This window comes from Roseburia rectibacter (assembly GCF_014287515.2).
Lineage (GTDB): Bacteria > Bacillota > Clostridia > Lachnospirales > Lachnospiraceae > Roseburia > Roseburia rectibacter.
Map to the genome: position 1 here is coordinate 1,014,760 of NZ_CP092473.1, position 17,692 is coordinate 1,032,451.

General features: G+C 42.9%; 18 protein-coding genes. 13 read left to right on the forward strand and 5 right to left on the reverse strand.

The features are described 5' to 3' along the window. The first annotated feature begins 50 nt into the window (after window positions 1–50). The gene (gene ilvB / locus H8S51_RS04830; RefSeq protein ID WP_186900279.1) at window positions 51–1,772 is read left to right on the forward strand and encodes a biosynthetic-type acetolactate synthase large subunit; all 1,722 of its coding nucleotides are present in this window, start codon (window positions 51–53) and stop codon (window positions 1,770–1,772) included. Window positions 1,773–1,786: 14 nt separating this feature from the next. Continuing rightward, window positions 1,787–2,284 carry an acetolactate synthase small subunit gene (gene ilvN / locus H8S51_RS04835; protein ID WP_186900278.1) on the forward strand — a complete coding sequence of 166 codons (498 nt, stop codon included), beginning with the start codon at window positions 1,787–1,789 and terminating at the stop codon, window positions 2,282–2,284. Between the two features lie 171 nt (window positions 2,285–2,455). Here ilvN and H8S51_RS04840 read toward each other — a convergent pair whose 3' ends face one another. Further along, window positions 2,456–3,499 carry a DUF6709 family protein gene (locus H8S51_RS04840; protein ID WP_117921571.1) on the reverse strand — a complete coding sequence of 348 codons (1,044 nt, stop codon included), beginning with the start codon at window positions 3,497–3,499 and terminating at the stop codon, window positions 2,456–2,458. Window positions 3,500–3,659: 160 nt separating this feature from the next. Here H8S51_RS04840 and H8S51_RS04845 point away from each other — a divergent pair, with 160 nt between their 5' ends. Genes H8S51_RS04845 through H8S51_RS04865 form a run of 5 tightly spaced genes read left to right on the forward strand, consistent with a single transcriptional unit; the run spans window position 3,660 to window position 9,783 of the window. Next, entirely contained in the window at window positions 3,660–4,436 is a 777-nt protein-coding gene (locus H8S51_RS04845) for a class I SAM-dependent DNA methyltransferase (protein ID WP_186900277.1), read from the forward strand. 35 nt (window positions 4,437–4,471) lie between these two features. Beyond that, the gene (gene hslO / locus H8S51_RS04850; RefSeq protein ID WP_117921567.1) at window positions 4,472–5,347 is read left to right on the forward strand and encodes an Hsp33 family molecular chaperone HslO; all 876 of its coding nucleotides are present in this window, start codon (window positions 4,472–4,474) and stop codon (window positions 5,345–5,347) included. A gap of 36 nt (window positions 5,348–5,383) precedes the next feature. Further along, the gene (locus H8S51_RS04855; RefSeq protein ID WP_186900276.1) at window positions 5,384–7,318 is read left to right on the forward strand and encodes an NAD(+) synthase; all 1,935 of its coding nucleotides are present in this window, start codon (window positions 5,384–5,386) and stop codon (window positions 7,316–7,318) included. Next, the gene (locus tag H8S51_RS04860; protein ID WP_186900275.1) at window positions 7,299–8,477 is read left to right on the forward strand and encodes an aldo/keto reductase; all 1,179 of its coding nucleotides are present in this window, start codon (window positions 7,299–7,301) and stop codon (window positions 8,475–8,477) included. The genes H8S51_RS04855 and H8S51_RS04860 overlap by 20 nt, the downstream gene beginning before the upstream one ends. 25 nt (window positions 8,478–8,502) lie before the next feature. Continuing rightward, window positions 8,503–9,783, forward strand: coding sequence for an amidohydrolase family protein (locus tag H8S51_RS04865; protein WP_186900274.1), 1,281 nt, complete (start codon window positions 8,503–8,505; stop codon window positions 9,781–9,783). Here H8S51_RS04865 and H8S51_RS04870 read toward each other — a convergent pair. After that, window positions 9,778–10,389, reverse strand: a complete 612-nt coding sequence (locus H8S51_RS04870; protein ID WP_207724065.1) for a phosphatase PAP2 family protein — start codon at window positions 10,387–10,389, stop codon at window positions 9,778–9,780. The two genes, H8S51_RS04865 and H8S51_RS04870, sit on opposite strands and share 6 nt — an antisense overlap. Window positions 10,390–10,785: 396 nt before the next feature. Between H8S51_RS04870 and H8S51_RS04875 the strand changes: the two genes are divergently transcribed. Beyond that, window positions 10,786–11,238 (forward strand): hypothetical protein, encoded by a 453-nt coding sequence (locus tag H8S51_RS04875; protein WP_241070899.1) that lies wholly within the window; start codon window positions 10,786–10,788, stop codon window positions 11,236–11,238. Continuing rightward, window positions 11,226–12,617, forward strand: coding sequence for a L,D-transpeptidase family protein (locus H8S51_RS04880; RefSeq protein WP_241070900.1), 1,392 nt, complete (start codon window positions 11,226–11,228; stop codon window positions 12,615–12,617). Before H8S51_RS04875 ends, H8S51_RS04880 begins: the two co-directional genes overlap by 13 nt. A gap of 112 nt (window positions 12,618–12,729) precedes the next feature. Here the strand turns inward: H8S51_RS04880 and H8S51_RS04885 are convergent, their stop codons facing one another. Continuing rightward, window positions 12,730–13,191, reverse strand: a complete 462-nt coding sequence (locus tag H8S51_RS04885) for a helix-turn-helix transcriptional regulator (protein WP_241070901.1) — start codon at window positions 13,189–13,191, stop codon at window positions 12,730–12,732. Window positions 13,192–13,367: 176 nt separating this feature from the next. Here H8S51_RS04885 and H8S51_RS04890 point away from each other — a divergent pair, with 176 nt between their 5' ends. From H8S51_RS04890 to spoVAE, 3 genes are all read left to right on the forward strand, one after another. After that, window positions 13,368–13,577 (forward strand): hypothetical protein, encoded by a 210-nt coding sequence (locus H8S51_RS04890; protein ID WP_117921557.1) that lies wholly within the window; start codon window positions 13,368–13,370, stop codon window positions 13,575–13,577. 125 nt (window positions 13,578–13,702) lie between these two features. Continuing rightward, a complete protein-coding gene (gene spoVAD, locus H8S51_RS04895) occupies window positions 13,703–14,716 on the forward strand; it encodes a stage V sporulation protein AD (RefSeq protein ID WP_186900271.1) in 1,014 nt (337 codons plus the stop codon). Window positions 14,717–14,736: 20 nt separating this feature from the next. Continuing rightward, complete coding sequence (gene spoVAE, locus H8S51_RS04900) at window positions 14,737–15,093, forward strand: stage V sporulation protein AE (RefSeq protein ID WP_117921553.1); 357 nt, start codon at window positions 14,737–14,739, stop codon at window positions 15,091–15,093. Between the two features lie 3 nt (window positions 15,094–15,096). Here spoVAE and H8S51_RS04905 read toward each other — a convergent pair whose 3' ends face one another. Both H8S51_RS04905 and H8S51_RS04910 read right to left on the reverse strand, forming a co-directional pair. After that, window positions 15,097–15,513 carry an HIT family protein gene (locus tag H8S51_RS04905; protein ID WP_117921551.1) on the reverse strand — a complete coding sequence of 139 codons (417 nt, stop codon included), beginning with the start codon at window positions 15,511–15,513 and terminating at the stop codon, window positions 15,097–15,099. Window positions 15,514–15,601: 88 nt separating this feature from the next. Beyond that, complete coding sequence (locus H8S51_RS04910) at window positions 15,602–16,564, reverse strand: bifunctional 4-hydroxy-2-oxoglutarate aldolase/2-dehydro-3-deoxy-phosphogluconate aldolase (RefSeq protein ID WP_117921549.1); 963 nt, start codon at window positions 16,562–16,564, stop codon at window positions 15,602–15,604. A gap of 290 nt (window positions 16,565–16,854) precedes the next feature. Between H8S51_RS04910 and H8S51_RS04915 the strand changes: the two genes are divergently transcribed. Next, on the forward strand, window positions 16,855–17,637 hold the full coding sequence (locus tag H8S51_RS04915) for an IclR family transcriptional regulator (protein WP_117921547.1): 783 nt from the start codon (window positions 16,855–16,857) through the stop codon (window positions 17,635–17,637). Window positions 17,638–17,692: the final 55 nt, after the last annotated feature.

A 17,692-nucleotide genomic window follows, 5' to 3' on the forward strand; every position in this document is an offset into this window, starting at 1 on the left:
GGGATATAGTTTTTTGAAAGAAAAATACCTTGGTTTTTTGGGAGGACGATATGGATATAACAGGCAGAAAATTATTTGTAAAAGCGCTGCAGGAAGAGGGCGTGGATACCATTTTCGGTTATCCGGGCGGTACTGTAACAGATCTTTTCGATGAATTATATAAACAGGATAGTATTGACGTCGTCCTGCCGAGACATGAACAGGGACTGATACATGCAGCAGAAGGGTATGCGAAATCTACCGGAAAAGTCGGTGTATGTCTGGTAACAAGCGGACCTGGGGCAACGAATATCATCACAGGACTTGCAGATGCACATTATGACAGTATTCCGTTAGTTTGTTTTACGGGGCAGGTTCCACTTTCTTTAATAGGAAATGATGCGTTTCAGGAAGTAGATATTGTCGGAATGACAAGAAGTGTCACAAAATATGGCGTAACAGTGCGCAGACGGGAAGATTTAGGACGGATCATCAAGATGGCATTTTATATCGCATCCACCGGCAAGCCTGGGCCGGTACTGATTGATATTCCAAAGGATATCCAGACGGCAGCAGGACCGGCAGAATATCCGTCAAATATCCAGATCCGTGGTTATAAGCCGAATGATTCGGTACATATCGGACAGTTGAAAAAAGCATACAAACTGCTCCGTACTGCAAAGAAACCGCTGATCCTTGCCGGAGGTGGTATCAATATTGCGCATGCAAATGATAAGCTGCTTGCGTTAGCAGAGAAGATGCAGATTCCGGTTGTTACGACGATCATGGGAAAAGGTTCGATCCCGACGAGCCATCCACTTTATGTTGGTAACAGTGGCATGCATGGAAAATATGCGGCAAATATGGCAGTCAGCAAATGTGATGTGCTCTTTTCCATCGGAACCAGATTTAATGACCGTATAACCGGAGATTTAAATGAATTTGCACCGAAAGCTAAGATCGTGCATATCGATGTGGATACGGCATCTATTTCCAGAAATGTCGTTGTGGATGTTCCGGTCGTATCGGATGCTAATTTAGCGTTGGAAAAGCTGCTTGAATGGGCAGAATCAAAGGATACAGAACAGTGGCAGAAAGAAATCGCAGAGTGGGATAAGAAAAATCCGCTTGAGATGCGCAGAGACTGTGGCATGACACCGCAGATGGTATTTGAGCATGTAAACCGTACTTTTGGGGAGGCTGTTTATGTAACAGATGTCGGACAGCATCAGATGTGGGCAACACAGTACTTAGAGTTAGATTCCTGGCATCAGCTGATCACATCCGGTGGACTTGGCACAATGGGATTTGGATTCCCGGCAGCAATCGGGGCAAAGATCGGTAATCGTGATAAGGAAGTCGTCTGCTTTACCGGTGACGGCGGTTTTCAGATGAATATTCAGGAGATGGCAACGGCGGTGGTACAGGAAGCACCGGTGATCATCTGTCTGTTCAATAACTATTATCTTGGCATGGTACGTCAGATGCAGCAGTTGTTTTATGGAAAACGTTACGAGGCAACCTGTCTGCGGAGAAGAAGAACCTGTCCGGCAAACTGTAAGGGACCGAATGCATCCTGCCCTCCATATACACCGGATTTTATTGCATTAGCGAAGAGTTATGGTGCACATGGTATCCGGGTGGAAAAAGAGGAGGATATCCAGGCAGCACTTGATGAGGCACGTACTTATACAGATGCCCCGACGATCATTGAATTTATGATTTCCACAGATGAGATCGTACTTCCTATGGTAAAGAGCGGAAATCCAATGAGCGAGATGATTTTGAAATAGGAGAGGATACGGATATGAAAAATAGATGGATTGCATTATATGTGGAAAACCAGGTAGGTGTTTTAGCAAAAGTATCCGGTCTTTTTTCCGGAAAATCTTACAATCTCCAGAGTCTTACGGTTGGTACAACAGAGGATGAGACAGTTTCAAGAATGACGATCTGTGTGACCAGTGATGATATCACATTTGAGCAGATCAAAAAGCAGTTGAACCGTATGGTCGAGGTCATTAAAGTCATCGATCTTACAGATGTGCCGATTCACATGAAGGAGATTTTATTTGCAAAAGTGTTAGATGTCGATGAGGCTGGAAAACTTGAAGTATTCCAGATCGCACAGGTATTTAATGTGCAGGTGGCAGATATCGGAAACGACAGTGTACTCTTAGAGTGCAAACTGACAGAACGACGCAACAATGAACTGATCGATCTGTTAAAATCCAAATTCCACCGGATCGAGGTTGTGCGCGGCGGTGCAGTGGCGATCGAGTCGATCAGCACATCGTGCAGGTGAAATTTTCCGGGATCATTGGGTTTATATAGGCAGAAAAAACGGAATCAGCAAAGATTAGTAAATTTTACAGGGATCAATAGGGTTATATAGTTAAAACAGAACGCAAAAAAAGAGGCGGGTGATGATTTCACCTGCCTCCTTTCATTTGGAAAGAAAAATATATGGGATTGTCTATACACGCTTATTTAAGAAAGCGATAAATTTTTCGAAATGCATCGGTGTTCCCTGTATTTCCTGTACTTTCAGGCGGTTTTTCTCATTAAATCCCACAAGAATATTATGGTTTGCCTCCGAAAGATAATCAATGATACCGTCGATGTCGGATTTGATATTTTTCGGGCACTGGATATACAGATGCTTATTTGCACTGATATGCAGTGTATATGAGATACTGAAATGATACCAGAAGAACTTGTGCAGCGTGGAATATTTGTAGATCCATATGATCTGATCGATCGGTACGATCGCATTGCCATAAACGGAAGTTTCGATGAAAAAATGTTCCGTGATAAACATATCTTCTGTTGCAAGCTGCGGCAATGTGGCAAGTTCTTCTTCTGCCTGTTCTAACATTTTTTTCGGATTGCCAAAAAGCGCAAGATCCTGGCAGGCAGGAGAGAGTACCGGGAAAAACATATACACAATAGACAGTACGACACAGAGCAGTGCATAAATCCCGGTAATAAAAATAGCTGCAAACAAGATCCGGTTCCCAACATGATTAAATCCGGGTTCACTGATATAATAGGAAGATACCTTGTTGCGGATACCATTTTCTGTCCAGTTTAAATCGGTTGAAAGGTTTGAAAGCAGGGTGTCAAAGTTTTCATTTCCCTTTGAAATCTTTCCCTGAATGGTAACATCTTCGATCGAAGGCAGACCTTCCTCACTTGTATCTGGGGCTAACAATACGATGACACATTCTCCGGCACGCATCGTGTAATAATAATAACCGTTGGTGTGCCCAAAAAGGGACTGTGTATATCCGGTAAATTTTAAATCAGAAAGCGTGGTGCTCACATACTGTTCGCCATTCCGGAAAGCTGTCTCTAAAGAAGTATCTGCAGGCAGAATATCCGGAGAAAATACGGAGGACAGTGAAAAAAAGTGCCATGCAAGAATGAGCACGATCAGGTAAATAATCGGAGCTGCAAGTCTTCGTTTATAAAACGCCTTTATATTTTTGCTGATATAATGATCGTAATTTTCAGGCATATCAAAATCCTTTTCTCAAATAAAAAATGACATACTGTTAATAGTATAGATTCTTTTTTGCTTTATTTCAACTAAAACCTGTGATAAGATGGTACTTGCTTGGAAAGGTACTGCAGAAATGACTGAAAAGCAGTAACCAACACTAAAAGGAGATTATAATTTGGAAGCATATACGAGTTTTGCACAGGTGTATGATCTGTTCATGGATAATGTTCCATACGAAGAGTGGAGCCAGTACATTATAGGACTTCTGAAAGAATATGGGATCTGTGAAGGAACAGTGCTTGATTTAGGATGTGGTACAGGAAAGATCACAAGATTGTTGAAAAAAGCGGGCTACGATATGATCGGTGTGGATAATTCACCGGAAATGTTAGAGATCGCAGCGGAAACCGGATATCAGGAGATGCCGGAGGATGAGATTTTATATCTGCTGCAGGATATGAGAGAACTTGAACTGTATGGAAGTGTGCGTGCAGTCGTAAGTATCTGTGATTCCATGAATTATCTGCTGGAAGAGACGGATCTGCTTTCATTGTTTTATCGTGTAAATGAATATTTAGACCCGGATGGTATTTTTATCTTCGATCTGAACACAGTATATAAATATAAAGAGCTTTTAGGTGAGACGACGATTGCAGAGAACCGTGAGGAAGGCAGTTTTATCTGGGACAATTACTTTGATGAAGAAGAACAGATCAACGAATACGATCTGACACTTTTTATCCGCGAAGAAGAGGGGCTTTATCGTAAGTTTGAAGAGACGCATTATCAGCGTGCATATGCGTTAGAAAACGTAAAACATCTCTTGGAACAGGCGGGACTTGAACTCGTCGCAGCATATGACGCATTTACGAGAGAACCGGTAAAAGAGGAAAGTGAGCGCATCTATGTGATTGCGAGGAGTAATGCCGGAAAGACAGAAATAACTGAATAAAATTATAAATATAGTACGAAAATGGAGGATAAAATATGAGTGATTATATTGTAAGAGCAACAGCGGCAGACAGCCAGATCCGTGCATTTGCCATTAATTCAAAAGAGCTGGTGGAAGAGGCAAGACGTGACCATGAAACAAGACCGGTCATTACAGCAGCGTTAGGACGTCTTTTGAGTGGTGCAGCAATGATGGGAACAATGATGAAGGGGGAGAAGGATCTTTTAACGATCCAGATCCAGTGCGGCGGTCCTGCAAAAGGACTTACCGTGACTGCTGACTCCCATGGTCATGTCAAGGGATTTCCGATGGAGTCCCAGGTAGAACTGCCGTTAAATGCACAGGGCAAATTAGACGTGGGCGGTGCACTCGGACTTGGTGTGATGAGTGTAATTAAGGATATGGGTTTAAAAGAACCGTATGTGGGACAGATCGCGCTGCAGACGGGAGAGATCGCAGAGGATCTGACTTATTATTTTGCGACATCCGAGCAGATTCCGTCCGCAGTAGGACTTGGAGTTTTAGTAGATACAGATCTGTCAGTGCGTCAGGCAGGCGGTTTTATTATCCAGCTTATGCCATTTACCAGTGATGAGATCATCGAGAAACTGGAAAATAAGATCAAAGAGATCGCATCCGTGACGGAAATGTTAGAACAGGGCATGACACCGGAGCAGATCTTAGAGGAGATCTTAGGAGATTTTGGTCTTGAAATCACGGATAAAATTCCGGCGGCATTTGAGTGTGACTGTTCTAAAGAGCGTGTTTCACGCGCAATCTCCACGTTGAGCAAAAAAGATTTAGATTCGATCATCAATGACGGAGAGGCAATCGAAGTAAAATGCCAGTTCTGTAATAAGGCATATCATTTTGATGTGGACGAGTTAAAAGAAATGCGTTCCGCAAAATAGAAAGTAAGGTAAAACGTAACCGGAAAAGAGGAAAGAATGAGACAGGGATTTGTAAAAGTTGCAGCAGTAACGCCAAAGATCAGGGTTGCCGACACCGGATATAATGCAAAAGTAATCTGCCAGGCAATCAAAGAGGCAGCAGATGAGGGAGCAAAAGTGATCGTTCTGCCGGAGTTATGTATCACCGGATATACCTGTGGAGATCTGTTTTTGCAGGAAAAGCTGCTTCGGGAGGCAAAAAATGAATTAATAAATATTGCAAAATTTACAGCAGATATAGATGCGATCGTATTTGTTGGTCTTCCACTTGCATATAAAGGTAAATTATATAATGCGGCAGCGGCACTAAACCGTGGAAAAATTCTTGGCATTGTGCCGAAAACCTATCTTCCGAATTACAATGAGTTTTATGAGACACGTCATTTTACAAGAGGCATGGAAGAAGTGGTTGATGTGAGACTGACCGAAGAAATGATCGTGCCAATGGGAACAAGGCAGCTTTTTACCTGCCTCGAAATGCCGGAACTTGTGATCGCGGCAGAGCTCTGCGAGGATCTCTGGACGATGAATCCGCCAAGCATTTCACATGCTATGCATGGGGCAACTCTTATCGTGAATCTCTCTGCATCGGATGAGACAACCGGAAAACCGGCTTACCGCAGGGAGCTTGTGAGCGGACAGTCGGCGAGACTGCTCTGTGGTTATATCTATGCGAGTGCAGGAGATGGAGAATCCACACAGGATGTTGTCTATTCCGGGCATAACCTGATCGCAGAAAACGGCCGCCTGCTGGCAGAGTCGGAGCTTTTTTCTACACAGACAGTATCCACAGAGATCGATGTGATGCGTCTTGCGTCCGAGCGCCGCAGAATGACGACATTTGAGACAGCTACAGAGCCTATGTATCATGAGACAGTATTTTCCTTAAAGATGGAGGAGACAAAACTGACACGTTATATCGATCCGATGCCGTTTGTACCGTCCGGGGAGCGTGACAGAACACTGCGTTGTGAAGAGATATTATCCATTCAGTCAATGGGACTGAAAAAACGTTTAGAGCATACACACTGTAAATCTGCGGTGATCGGAATTTCCGGAGGACTCGATTCCACACTGGCACTTCTTGTTACCGTGCGTGCTTTTGATGCTCTTGGAATGGATCATGGTAATATCAAGGCAGTTACGATGCCGGGATTTGGTACGACAGACCGTACCTATGATAACGCTGTATCACTGATCCGCTGTCTTGGAGCGGACTTTACAGAGGTTGATATTAAAGACGCTGTTAACGTCCATTTCCGTGATATCGGACAGAATCCATCCGTGCATGATGTGACTTATGAAAACGGACAGGCGAGAGAGCGTACGCAGATATTGATGGATATTGCAAATAAATCCGGCGGTATGGTCATCGGAACCGGTGATCTCTCGGAGCTTGCGCTTGGCTGGGCAACTTATAATGGAGATCATATGTCCATGTATGCAGTCAATGCATCGGTGCCAAAGACGTTAGTGCGCCATCTGGTACGCTATTATGCAGATACCTGTGGGGATGAAACATTAAAACAGGTTCTTCTTGATGTGCTTGACACACCGGTTTCGCCGGAACTTTTACCGCCGGAGGACGGAAAGATCTCACAGAAAACGGAAGATCTGGTCGGTCCTTATGAACTGCATGATTTTTATCTGTATCATATGCTGCGTCTTTCCTATGCACCGGCAAAGGTTTACCGTCTGGCAAAACAGGCTTTTGCCGGAACTTATGATGATGCAACGATTTTTAAGTGGTTAGAGACATTTTACCGCCGGTTCTTTGCGCAGCAGTTTAAGCGTTCCTGTCTGCCGGACGGACCGAAGGTTGGAAGTGTTGCAGTATCTCCGCGCGGAGATCTGCGTATGCCGTCGGATGCGAGTGCTGCTATATGGTTATCGGAACTGGAGGAGTTAAAGGATGCAGTATCGCAGGGATAAAAAAGGAAATGAAATTTCTGTTTTGGGATATGGATGTATGCGTTTTACCAAAAACGGCAGCAGTGTGGATATTGATAAAGCAGAAAAAGAAGTGATGGCTGCGATAAAAGCAGGTGTGAATTATTTTGACACCGCATATGTTTATGCAGGCAATGAAGTGGCAGTTGGAGAGATCTTAAACCGCAACCATTGCAGGGAGCAGATCTATCTTGCAACCAAACTGCCGCATTATCTGATCAAGTCTGTCGCAGGTGCGGAAAAGATGTTTCAGGAGGAACTTCGCAGATTAAAGACCGATTATATCGATTATTATCTGATGCATATGCTCACCGATATTCCAACCTGGGAAAAATTAAAAAAGATCGGTATGCAGGACTGGATCGAGGAAAAGTTAGCGTCCGGTCAGATCCGTAATATCGGATTTTCCTATCATGGGAATACCGAGATGTTCAAACAGCTTGTGGATGCTTATGACTGGGATTTCTGCCAGATCCAGTATAATTATATCGATGAATACTCACAGGCAGGCGTGGAGGGACTGCGCTATGCAAATGCGAAAGGACTTCCTGTTATTATCATGGAGCCGCTTAGGGGAGGCAGGCTTGTAAATCTTCTGCCGGAATCTGCAAAAGAGCTGTTCCGTAACGATGAAGAAGGACGTACACCGGCAGAACTCGCCTTAAAATGGCTTTATAACCAGCCGGAAGTGACCTGTGTACTTTCAGGAATGAATTCCATGGGAATGGTAGAGCGGAATGTAAAGACTGCCTCAGAGTCTCATGTGGGCTGTCTGACGACATCGGATGCTGCGCTGATCGAACAGGTAAAGGAAGAAATCAAAAAGCACGTGAAAGTCGGATGTACCGGCTGCGGATACTGTATGCCGTGTCCGCGAGGCGTGGATATACCGGGAACATTCCGCTGCTATAATGCAATGTATTCAGAAGGAAAAAAATCCGGAAGGAAAGATTATTTACAATGTACGGCTTTCCGTAAGGACACGGCAAGTGCATCCCAGTGTATCGGATGCGGAAAATGTGAGACACATTGTCCACAGCATCTTGAAATCCGAAAAGAACTAAAGTGTGCGGCATCAGAACTGGAAGATGTGAAATATAAAGTAATGAAATCTGCGATCCGGATTTTCAAATTATGGTAAGACAAAAAGAAAAGGATAAAAAGTATTGGAAAAAAAGAGTTTTGTTTTAAAAGGAAATATTGTATTTTCAGGAGAAAATAAAGAACTGTACAGCATGGAAGGAGGTTATATTGTTTGTGAAAACGGTATCTGTAGAGGTGCATTTGAAAAGCTGCCGCAGCAGTATGAAAAACTGCCGATTACAGATTACGGAGATAAGATCATTCTTCCGGGCATGACGGATCTTCATGTGCATGCCCCACAATATACCTTCCGCGGGCTTGGCATGGATTTAGAACTTTTAGACTGGCTGAATGTGCATACTTTTCCGGAAGAGGCAAAATATGTGGATATCTCCTATGCAAAACGTGCATATGGGAATTTTGTGTCTGATCTGAAACACAGTCTGACGACACGTGCATGTATTTTTGCAACGCTTCACAGGAAAGCGACGATCATGTTGATGGATCTTTTGGAAGAGAGCGGAGTTGTAAGCTATGTCGGTAAGGTAGATATGGATCGCAATGGCGGTGAAAATCTATGCGAGGCAGATGCGCTGACAGCAGCAGAGGACACAAAAAAGTGGATTGATGAGACAGCCGGAAAATATGAAAGAACAAAACCGATCTTAACGCCTCGATTTATTCCAAGCTGTACGGATGAGCTGATGATGGCACTTGCAAAACTGCAAAAGACCACCGGGCTTCGTGTGCAGTCTCACCTGTCGGAAAATCCGTCTGAGGTTGCCTGGGTAAAAGAACTTGTTCCGGCGGCAAAAAATTATGCAGATGCTTATGCTATTTTTGATATGTTAGGAGATAAGGAGCATCCGGCGATCATGGCTCACTGTATTTACAGTGAAGATGAGATGGATCTTTTGAAAGAACATGGTGTCTATGTGGCGCACTGTCCGGAATCAAACTTAAATCTTTCCTCCGGTATCGCACCAATCCGGAAGTTTTTAGAAGATGGTATCGCGGTCGGACTTGGCTCTGATGTGGCGGGAGGCTCATCTTTATCCATGGCAAAAGCGTTGACATTAGCAGTACAGGTTTCAAAAATGTACTGGCGTCTGATCGATGAAAACAGCAAGCCGCTGACGTTTGCAGAGGCATTCTATTTAGCAACAGCCGGAGGCGGAAGCTATTTTGGAAAAGTTGGTACTTTTTTGGATGGATATGAATTTGATGCGGTAGTAGTAGAAGATCATATATCGAAGGAAGTCAGAAAATATACACCAATAGAGCGCACACAGCGGATGATGTATGATGAGAATTTGATGACAGTCTGTGCGAAATATGTAGCGGGATACGAGTGCAAATTATAAAAATTTGCGCTCGTATTTGCGCTCACCAGCCGGCATACGTGCCGGATTCTGTACATAAACAAGCATATACATAAATACTGCCATGATGATTCCGGTAACAACATCGAATACAGAGTGCTGTTTTAAAAACATGGTAGAAAGAATAATACTTACCATAAGAACAGCAGAGCCGATCCGGATAACTTTTTTATCACGGAAATTCCCACTGTGCCATACAGCTAAATTGACGGCAATGGAATTGTAAACGTGAATGCTCGGAAAAAGATTCGTTGCTGTATCAGTTGCGTAAAGCCATTTTACCATATGTACAAATACATTATCACGTGCAAAGGTAGTCGGTCTTAAATAATGCCCGTTTGGATAAATGGTAGAAACGATCAGAAAGATCGTCATACCGGTAAATAACATGGTGCATAAACGGAAATATTCATCTTTATTTTTAAAGTAGAAGTAACCAAGTCCCCATGCCACATATCCAAACCATAAGAAGTATGGAATGATAAAATATTCACAGAATGGAATATAATCATCCAGTGCAACATGGATCACATGAAAATGTGTGGTAACGGTTCTCTCTAAATGACCAAACCATGGCAGATAAATCATGAAATAAAGCAAAAGAAGAGCATGTTTGTTTCTCTCAATAAATGCGTTGACCGCATCACGTGTCTTTGTTTTCACGGTTTCACCCTCTTTTCATTAATCTCAACGATAGGGATTATAGCACAGCAATTTTTCAGAAACAATTACCTTTTTCTTATTTTAAGAAAGATTATTTAAAATTTAAGAAAACTTTAAGCTATGACCAGTGTTTTTGGGGAGTTTGACGTTTTTTTTATTACAGAACAATGCGAAAAAAGAACGAATTCTTAATTTAATGTTACGATTTGGACAATTTGTTGACAAGACTTTGCGGGATATTATAATAGAGTAGGTGTCCGTTTGCATATTTTATGCGATACAACATATCTTTACACATGGGATGAAAGGATATTTAGGAGAATGAAAGAAAAAAATAAGCGGAAAAAGCAGCAGGCTGCGTCCGGGAAAAATTATACGGGACTGGTGCTTACATGCATTATGACGGCGATCGCAGTGATTTATGTCGGTTTTGCGATTTATTTTGAAAGTCATTTTTGTTTTGGAACGTCTATTGATGGAATTGCTGTCGGTGGCAGCAGTGTGGAAAAAGTCGAGGATGCTTTTCGGACTGAAATGAAAAATTACCAGCTGACAGTTACTGCACGTGAGGATAAAAATGGAACGATCGCAGGTTCGGATATTGATATGGAGCCTGTATTCCAGGGTGAGATAGAAACACTTTTAAATGAGCAGAATGGCTTTTCCTGGCTGATACGGATGTTTCAGAAGCAGGAGTTTGAACTGGAAAAGGTTGTATCCTATGATGAGCAGAAACTGAATGAGGCAGTCAGCAATTTACCATGTATGAGATAGATCAGCGCGCACCGGTGGATGCGACTTATGCTGATTATACAAAAGAAAACGGTTATGCACTTGTCCCGGCCGATTATGGAACAGAGGTTGATGCGGCAAAAGTGAAAAAGGCAGTAAGTGACGCCATTTTAGTACTGGATGAAACCGTTGATCTAGAGCAGAGCGACTGTTATCGGAAGCCTGCAGTCGGAGATGATGACAAAGATCTGCTGGATTTGATTGACACGTTAAACCAGTATGTAGGTGTTACGATTACATATGACTTTGGGGATGATAAGGAAGTCCTGGATGGAACTACGATCAGTACCTGGCTTTCTGAGGGTACCGATGAAAAGGTTTCCATTGATGAGGAAGAAGTGCTTGCATTTGTAAAGACGCTGGCAAAAAAATATAACACAGCCTATTCCCCGAAAGAATTAAAAACTTCTTACGGTACGACAGTTACGGTCACAGGTGGTTTTTATGGCTGGAGAATTGACAACAGTGGAGAAGTAGAACAGATTTTAGCAGATTTAAAAGCAGGAAAAGACGTGGAAAGAGAGCCGGTATATCTCACAACTGCGAACAGTCATGGAGAGCATGACTATGGTGATTCTTACGTTGAGATCAATCTGACAAACCAGCATTTATTCCTCTATAAAGATGGAAAGCTGGTGGTGGAAAGTGATTTTGTTTCAGGAAATCTTGCAAAAGGGCATGATACTCCGACAGGTGCTTTTGGACTGACTTATAAGACCATGAATGCGGTTTTAAGAGGACCGGATTATGAGACACCGGTTACTTACTGGATGCCATTTAATGGTGACGTAGGTATGCATGATGCGACCTGGCGTAACAAATTTGGAGGAAGTATCTATAAGACAGGTGGTTCTCATGGATGTATCAACCTGCCGGCATCTGCAGCAAAGAAGATCTATGAGACGATCGATAAGGGATATGCAGTTTTAGTATATCGTATGCCGGGTGACAATCCGACTGTTGTGCAGCAGCCCCAGGCGGATGTTCCATCTGTGATCAATGCGATCAGTATTATCGGGCCTGTAACATTAGAGAGCGAAACAGCAATCGTGAATGCGAGAAATATGTACAATTCACTTTCAGATGCAGACAAGGCGCAGGTAACGAATTATGATACACTGACAGCGGCAGAGGCGGCACTTGCGGCATTGAAGGCACAGCAGCCGGCTGATGGAGGGCAGCAGCCAGATCAGAGCCAGCCACAGGATCAGAGCCAGCAGCCAGACCAGAGCCAGCCGCAGGATCAGAGCCAGCAGCCAGACCAGAGCCAGCCGCAGGATCAGGGGCAGCAGCCAGACCAGAGCCAGCCGCAGGATCAGGGACAGCAGTCAGACCAGAGCCAGCCACAGGATCAGGGGTAATAGACAGATAAAGAGCGGTAAGAGGATGAGAAAACTAATTTAACAGATACAGAGATCAGAGAGAAAAAGCTCCTGCGCATTATGTTTAGCGCAGGAGCTTTTTCGTGGCAGATTACAGATGCTGGTTATTGGAAGAAATATTCTTATGGGCGGTCAAAGTATTCATTTCCGCAGAGTGTTGTTTTTTATGTGAACTGTCTTTTTGTATTGTCGTACCGTGTAAAGGTGCAGGATTTTTGCGTGGCGCACTGCAGCCTAACAGAACGCTGACTGCCTCATGCATTTCCGGATGTGCACGGTAGGCTTCGATGATCATCCGTTCAGAGGGCGTTACATGAAAATTTTCATTACTGTCATAACCGAATGCGTCAAGAATATCGGTAATATTATATATATCACAGAGTGTTAATAGGATATCTGCACTTGGATTTGCCTGCCCGCTTTCCCAACCGTAAATTGTCTTTGGAGCAGCGGTAAAAGAACGTTCGTCCAACAGGAGAGATACATCATTGACAGACAGATGATTACGTTTACGATATTCTTTTAAAACCTTTGCTATATTCTGATTTTTCATGTTGATCTCCGTTCTATTGCATTTTAAAGCAGTCAAAATGCTTTGTAACCGTATCATATCCCACCTCATTTTATCAGTCAACGAGTTCTTAATACGGGAGAAAAATATAATTGCAATTCCTAAAACTAAAGAATAAAATAAGGGAAAACAGATTTTTGTAGAAGAGGTGCGATAACATGGGAAAATCAAAAGTGACTGATTATATGATCCGTTATATAGAAGAAAACCGGATGGATGCAAAATCGCTTGCGGCACATGCGGGCATCGATGCGGGAAAACTGAGGGAGGATTATGAAGAACCACTGGATGCGGAGGAATTTCTTACTTTATGTGTGTGTCTTGGCATACAGCCGGAGCAGGTGCGAAGCGTGATAAATAAAGTGTAATAAATGAAGTGCAAGTAGATGAAGACTCTGGTATAAATATCTGCAAAATGTACATGCTAAAGCATATAGAGAGCATGATGTTTGAAAAAACGATGCTGTAATAAGATCTGGAAATGGAGAATCATATGAGCATGCAGATGGGAAAACAGAGTATTTGTTTTAAGGAGCCGCCTTATATCATAAGCAGCGCAAGCATTGTTGGAAAAAAAGAGGGAGAAGGGCCACTGGGAGATTGTTTTGACCTGATCGGTGAAGATGATAAATTCGGACAGAATACATGGGAAGAGGCTGAGAGTACGCTTCAGAAAGAGGCCTTTGGGATGGCGGTTGGTAAAGCAGGACTTTTTAAAGAAGATATCCGCTATCTTTTTTCAGGGGATCTCCTGGGACAAAATATTGCAACCTCATTTGGACTTATGGATTATCAGGTACCGCTCTTTGGGCTGTACGGTGCATGCAGTACCTGTGGCGAGGCACTTTCACTTGGTGCAATGTGTGTTGCGGCAGGATATGCAGATTACGTTGTGGCAATGACGTCGAGTCATTTTGCAAGTGCCGAAAAACAATTCCGGTTTCCGCTGGAATATGCAAACCAGAGACCAATGTCAGCAACATGGACGGTGACAGGGAGTGGTGCGTATGTGCTTGGAAAAAGGAAAAGCAGTGCCTGTATCACTGGAATCACGACCGGTAAGATCATGGATTATGGAATTAAAGATTCCATGAATATGGGGGCAGCAATGGCACCTGCGGCAGCAGATACGATCTGTCAGAATTTCAAAGATTTCGGACGGAAACCGGAGGACTATGATCAAATTATTACCGGGGATCTTGGAAGTGTGGGACAGGAGATACTGATCGATCTTTTAAAGAAAGAAGGATATGATATCAGCCAGGAGCATTTAGACTGTGGTATGCTGATCTTTGAGAGTAAAGCACAGAAAACCGGCGCCGGAGGCTCAGGATGCGGCTGCTCTGCCGTGACACTTGCAGGACATTTCTTAAAGCAGGTTGAGATGGGAAAATTACGCCGTATCTTATTCGTACCGACCGGTGCACTGCTTTCCACGGTATCTTTTAATGAGGGAAAAACGGTGCCTGGAATCGCACATGGTGTTGTGATCGAGCATGCAGATTAAAAAGGAGGAAAGAAAAAATCATGGATTATGTCAATGCATTCTGGGTGGGAGGTGCGATCTGTGCACTGGTACAGATTTTAATGGAAAAAACGAAGATGCTTCCGGGCAGAATTATGGTCATGCTGGTGTGTCTTGGTGCGCTGCTTGGAGCGTTGGGAATTTATCAGCCGTTTATTGAATTTGCAGGAGCGGGAGCAAGTGTTCCGTTGCTTGGATTTGGAAATACCTTGTTTAAGGGTGTGAAAGAAGCAGTAGATGAATATGGTTTTCTTGGGATCTTTTTAGGCGGCTTAAAAGCAAGTGCCGCTGGTATTTCAGCGGCACTGGTCTTTGCATATCTTGCAAGTATTATTTTTCAGCCTAAGATGAAAAAATAGACTTTATAAGTATTTTTTGATCTCTTCGATCAATGTGGCATATTCTTCCTCTGACAGGAATTTTTCTCCCGGATTCATGGCAAATGTGCCTCCCCACTCGTAACCGTCTGTATATTTTGGAACGAGGTGGAAATGCAGATGATGACCTGTATCACCGTAAGCACCATAATTAACTTTCTGCGGGTGAAATGCTTTGTGAAGTGCTTCTGCCACATGATTGATATCTTCAATGTAAGCAGCACGTTCTTCGGCGGTCAGCTCGGTGATCTCACTGACATGTTTTTTGTGTGCAACGATTACACGGCCTTTGTGGCTCTGCTCTTTAAAAAGATATACCTTTGAACTTGGCAGTTCACAGATTTTAATACCAAACTGGGCAACTAATTCGCCCTCCATACAATATGCACAATTCTGATCCATAAGAAACCTCCCGTGTCTGTTTTTTTATTTAACATTGAAAAAAAGGTCTGCACAAATCATAGACCGGTGCAGACCTGATTTTTTAAAATTATTTCTGGTTGAAGTGAATTGCGAAACCTGCGATCTCGTCTTTTAAGTAGGCAACAGTAAGTTCGCCCTTGTCATTGTATTTGAAAGAAGATTCGTCAAATACGAAACCACGTTTCTCAAGATGATAAATAGCGCGGTCTAAGTAGTTAGTCTGGATGCAGATATGACCATTGGTTCCACGTCCCGGATTTTTCATCATTTCGATCAGGGAACCTACGAACATGGAGCTGTTTCCAACTTTTACGTTTTCACCAAGTAAAGTTGCGAATTTTGCTGACTCAGCAGCAGCTACTTCCTCAGAAGCGTTGTTTACACCTACATGTAACAGTTTGAAACCTAACATGGTAGAAACAGCCTCTTTTGTTAAAGCTGTGATGCCAGCCCAGTCTTTTGCTGCGATCATGTCTTTGTTAACCATCCAGGATCCACCACATGCGATGATCTTCTTGAAATCAAGATAGCTTGTTAAGTTCTTTGCATTGATACCGCCGGTCGGCATGAATTTCATTTTGGTATAAGGAGCTGCCATGGATTTGATCATGCTAAGTCCGCCTGCAGCTTCTGCCGGGAAGAATTTAACAACGTCAAGACCAAGTTCGATCGCAACTTCAACGTCGCTTGGGTTAGAGCATCCAGGAGTTACCGGGATTCCTTTTTCTACACAGTATTTTACAACTTTTGGATTTAAACCAGGGCTTACGATAAATTTAGCGCCTGCATTTACAGCACGGTCAACCTGCTCTGTGGTAAGAACAGTACCTGCACCTACTAACATCTCCGGGAACTGCTCGGACATGATGCGGATAGATTCCTCAGCAGCTGCTGTACGGAAAGTAACTTCTGCACATGGGAGACCACCGTCGCATAATGCTTTTGCTAAAGGTGCAGCATCCTCTACATTGTCAAGTGCGATAACCGGGATAATACCGATTTTGGAAAACTCTTCTAATACTTTGTTCATAATTCTTCTCCTTTATTTTGAATAATTTTAAGGTTCTTAAATTGGTTTCACAATATGAAACATTGTTTCATACAACGGTACAATAGTATTATAACATTACAAAATGCCTTGTCAATAATTTAGGGAAAGAAAATGTTGTATTTTGCAAAAAACAAAAATTTGACTTTTATTGGAAGGTCATGTTATGATGTCATATGGTTTCATATAATGAAACAATAATGTGAATTATGAAACCTAAAAGACAGGTATTGGAAAAATAACTGATACCTTACATAGAATATGAGGTAATTATGGCAGAACAGAAAGAAACAAAAAATCCGGTGCAGTCGGCTGAACGTATTTTTCAGGTAATGGAGATGTTAGCCGATCACGGTGAGATGGGACTGATGGAGATCAGCACAGCGTTAGGACTTCACAAAAGCACGGTACATCGCCTTCTGATGTCTTTAGTCTATATGGGATATGCAAAGCAGGATGAGGTATCCCAGAAGTATATGCTTTCCTATAAAATAGTAAGCATGGCAGGAAAAATGCTTGACCGCATGGATATTTTACAGGTCGCGAAACCATATATGGAACGTTTGTCAGATATCAGCGGGGAAACGGTGCATTTAGTGCAGCGGGAAGGAAATAATATTTTATATATTTATAAAATAGAAGCAAAGATTGGTACGATCCGCATGGTGTCCCATGTTGGTATGGTGCATCCGATGTATTGTTCCGGTGTGGGTAAAGCGATCATGGCAGAACTTCCGGAATCAGAAGTGAAGCAGATCTGGAATGAGAGTATCATCGAAAAAAAGACAGAGCATACGATCACAGATTATGATGAGATGCTTCGGGTGTTAAAAGAAGCAAAAAAGAATGGATATGCGCTTGATGATGAAGAAAATGAAGAAGGTGTGCGCTGCATCGCGGCGAGTCTTCGTGATTATCATAATGAAGTAAAATATGCATTCAGTATTTCCGGTCCGACCAGCCGGATGACGCGAGAGCGCGTGGAAGAGCTGTCTGTGGATGTCAAAAAAGTACAGGAAGAATTATCCATGGAATTAGGCTGGTATAGAAAATAGCAGAGTTGGTCATACTATCCTTGAAAAGGTAATGGTTCAGAGAGTTTTTGAGCGG

Coding starts and splice junctions, on each gene's coding strand:
- H8S51_RS04860 (WP_186900275.1), top strand. CDS start 7,299: ATGCAGTATCGCAGGGATAAAAAAGGAAATGAAATTTCTGTTTTGGGA.
- H8S51_RS04875 (WP_241070899.1), top strand. CDS start 10,786: ATGAAAGAAAAAAATAAGCGGAAAAAGCAGCAGGCTGCGTCCGGGAAA.
- hslO (WP_117921567.1), top strand. CDS start 4,472: ATGAGTGATTATATTGTAAGAGCAACAGCGGCAGACAGCCAGATCCGT.
- H8S51_RS04890 (WP_117921557.1), top strand. CDS start 13,368: ATGGGAAAATCAAAAGTGACTGATTATATGATCCGTTATATAGAAGAA.
- H8S51_RS04905 (WP_117921551.1), bottom strand. CDS start 15,513: ATGGATCAGAATTGTGCATATTGTATGGAGGGCGAATTAGTTGCCCAG.
- ilvN (WP_186900278.1), top strand. CDS start 1,787: ATGAAAAATAGATGGATTGCATTATATGTGGAAAACCAGGTAGGTGTT.
- H8S51_RS04840 (WP_117921571.1), bottom strand. CDS start 3,499: ATGCCTGAAAATTACGATCATTATATCAGCAAAAATATAAAGGCGTTT.
- H8S51_RS04915 (WP_117921547.1), top strand. CDS start 16,855: ATGGCAGAACAGAAAGAAACAAAAAATCCGGTGCAGTCGGCTGAACGT.
- H8S51_RS04880 (WP_241070900.1), top strand. CDS start 11,226: ATGTATGAGATAGATCAGCGCGCACCGGTGGATGCGACTTATGCTGAT.
- ilvB (WP_186900279.1), top strand. CDS start 51: ATGGATATAACAGGCAGAAAATTATTTGTAAAAGCGCTGCAGGAAGAG.
- H8S51_RS04870 (WP_207724065.1), bottom strand. CDS start 10,389: ATGATTTATCTGCCATGGTTTGGTCATTTAGAGAGAACCGTTACCACA.
- spoVAE (WP_117921553.1), top strand. CDS start 14,737: ATGGATTATGTCAATGCATTCTGGGTGGGAGGTGCGATCTGTGCACTG.
- spoVAD (WP_186900271.1), top strand. CDS start 13,703: ATGAGCATGCAGATGGGAAAACAGAGTATTTGTTTTAAGGAGCCGCCT.
- H8S51_RS04885 (WP_241070901.1), bottom strand. CDS start 13,191: ATGAAAAATCAGAATATAGCAAAGGTTTTAAAAGAATATCGTAAACGT.
- H8S51_RS04910 (WP_117921549.1), bottom strand. CDS start 16,564: ATGAACAAAGTATTAGAAGAGTTTTCCAAAATCGGTATTATCCCGGTT.
- H8S51_RS04855 (WP_186900276.1), top strand. CDS start 5,384: ATGAGACAGGGATTTGTAAAAGTTGCAGCAGTAACGCCAAAGATCAGG.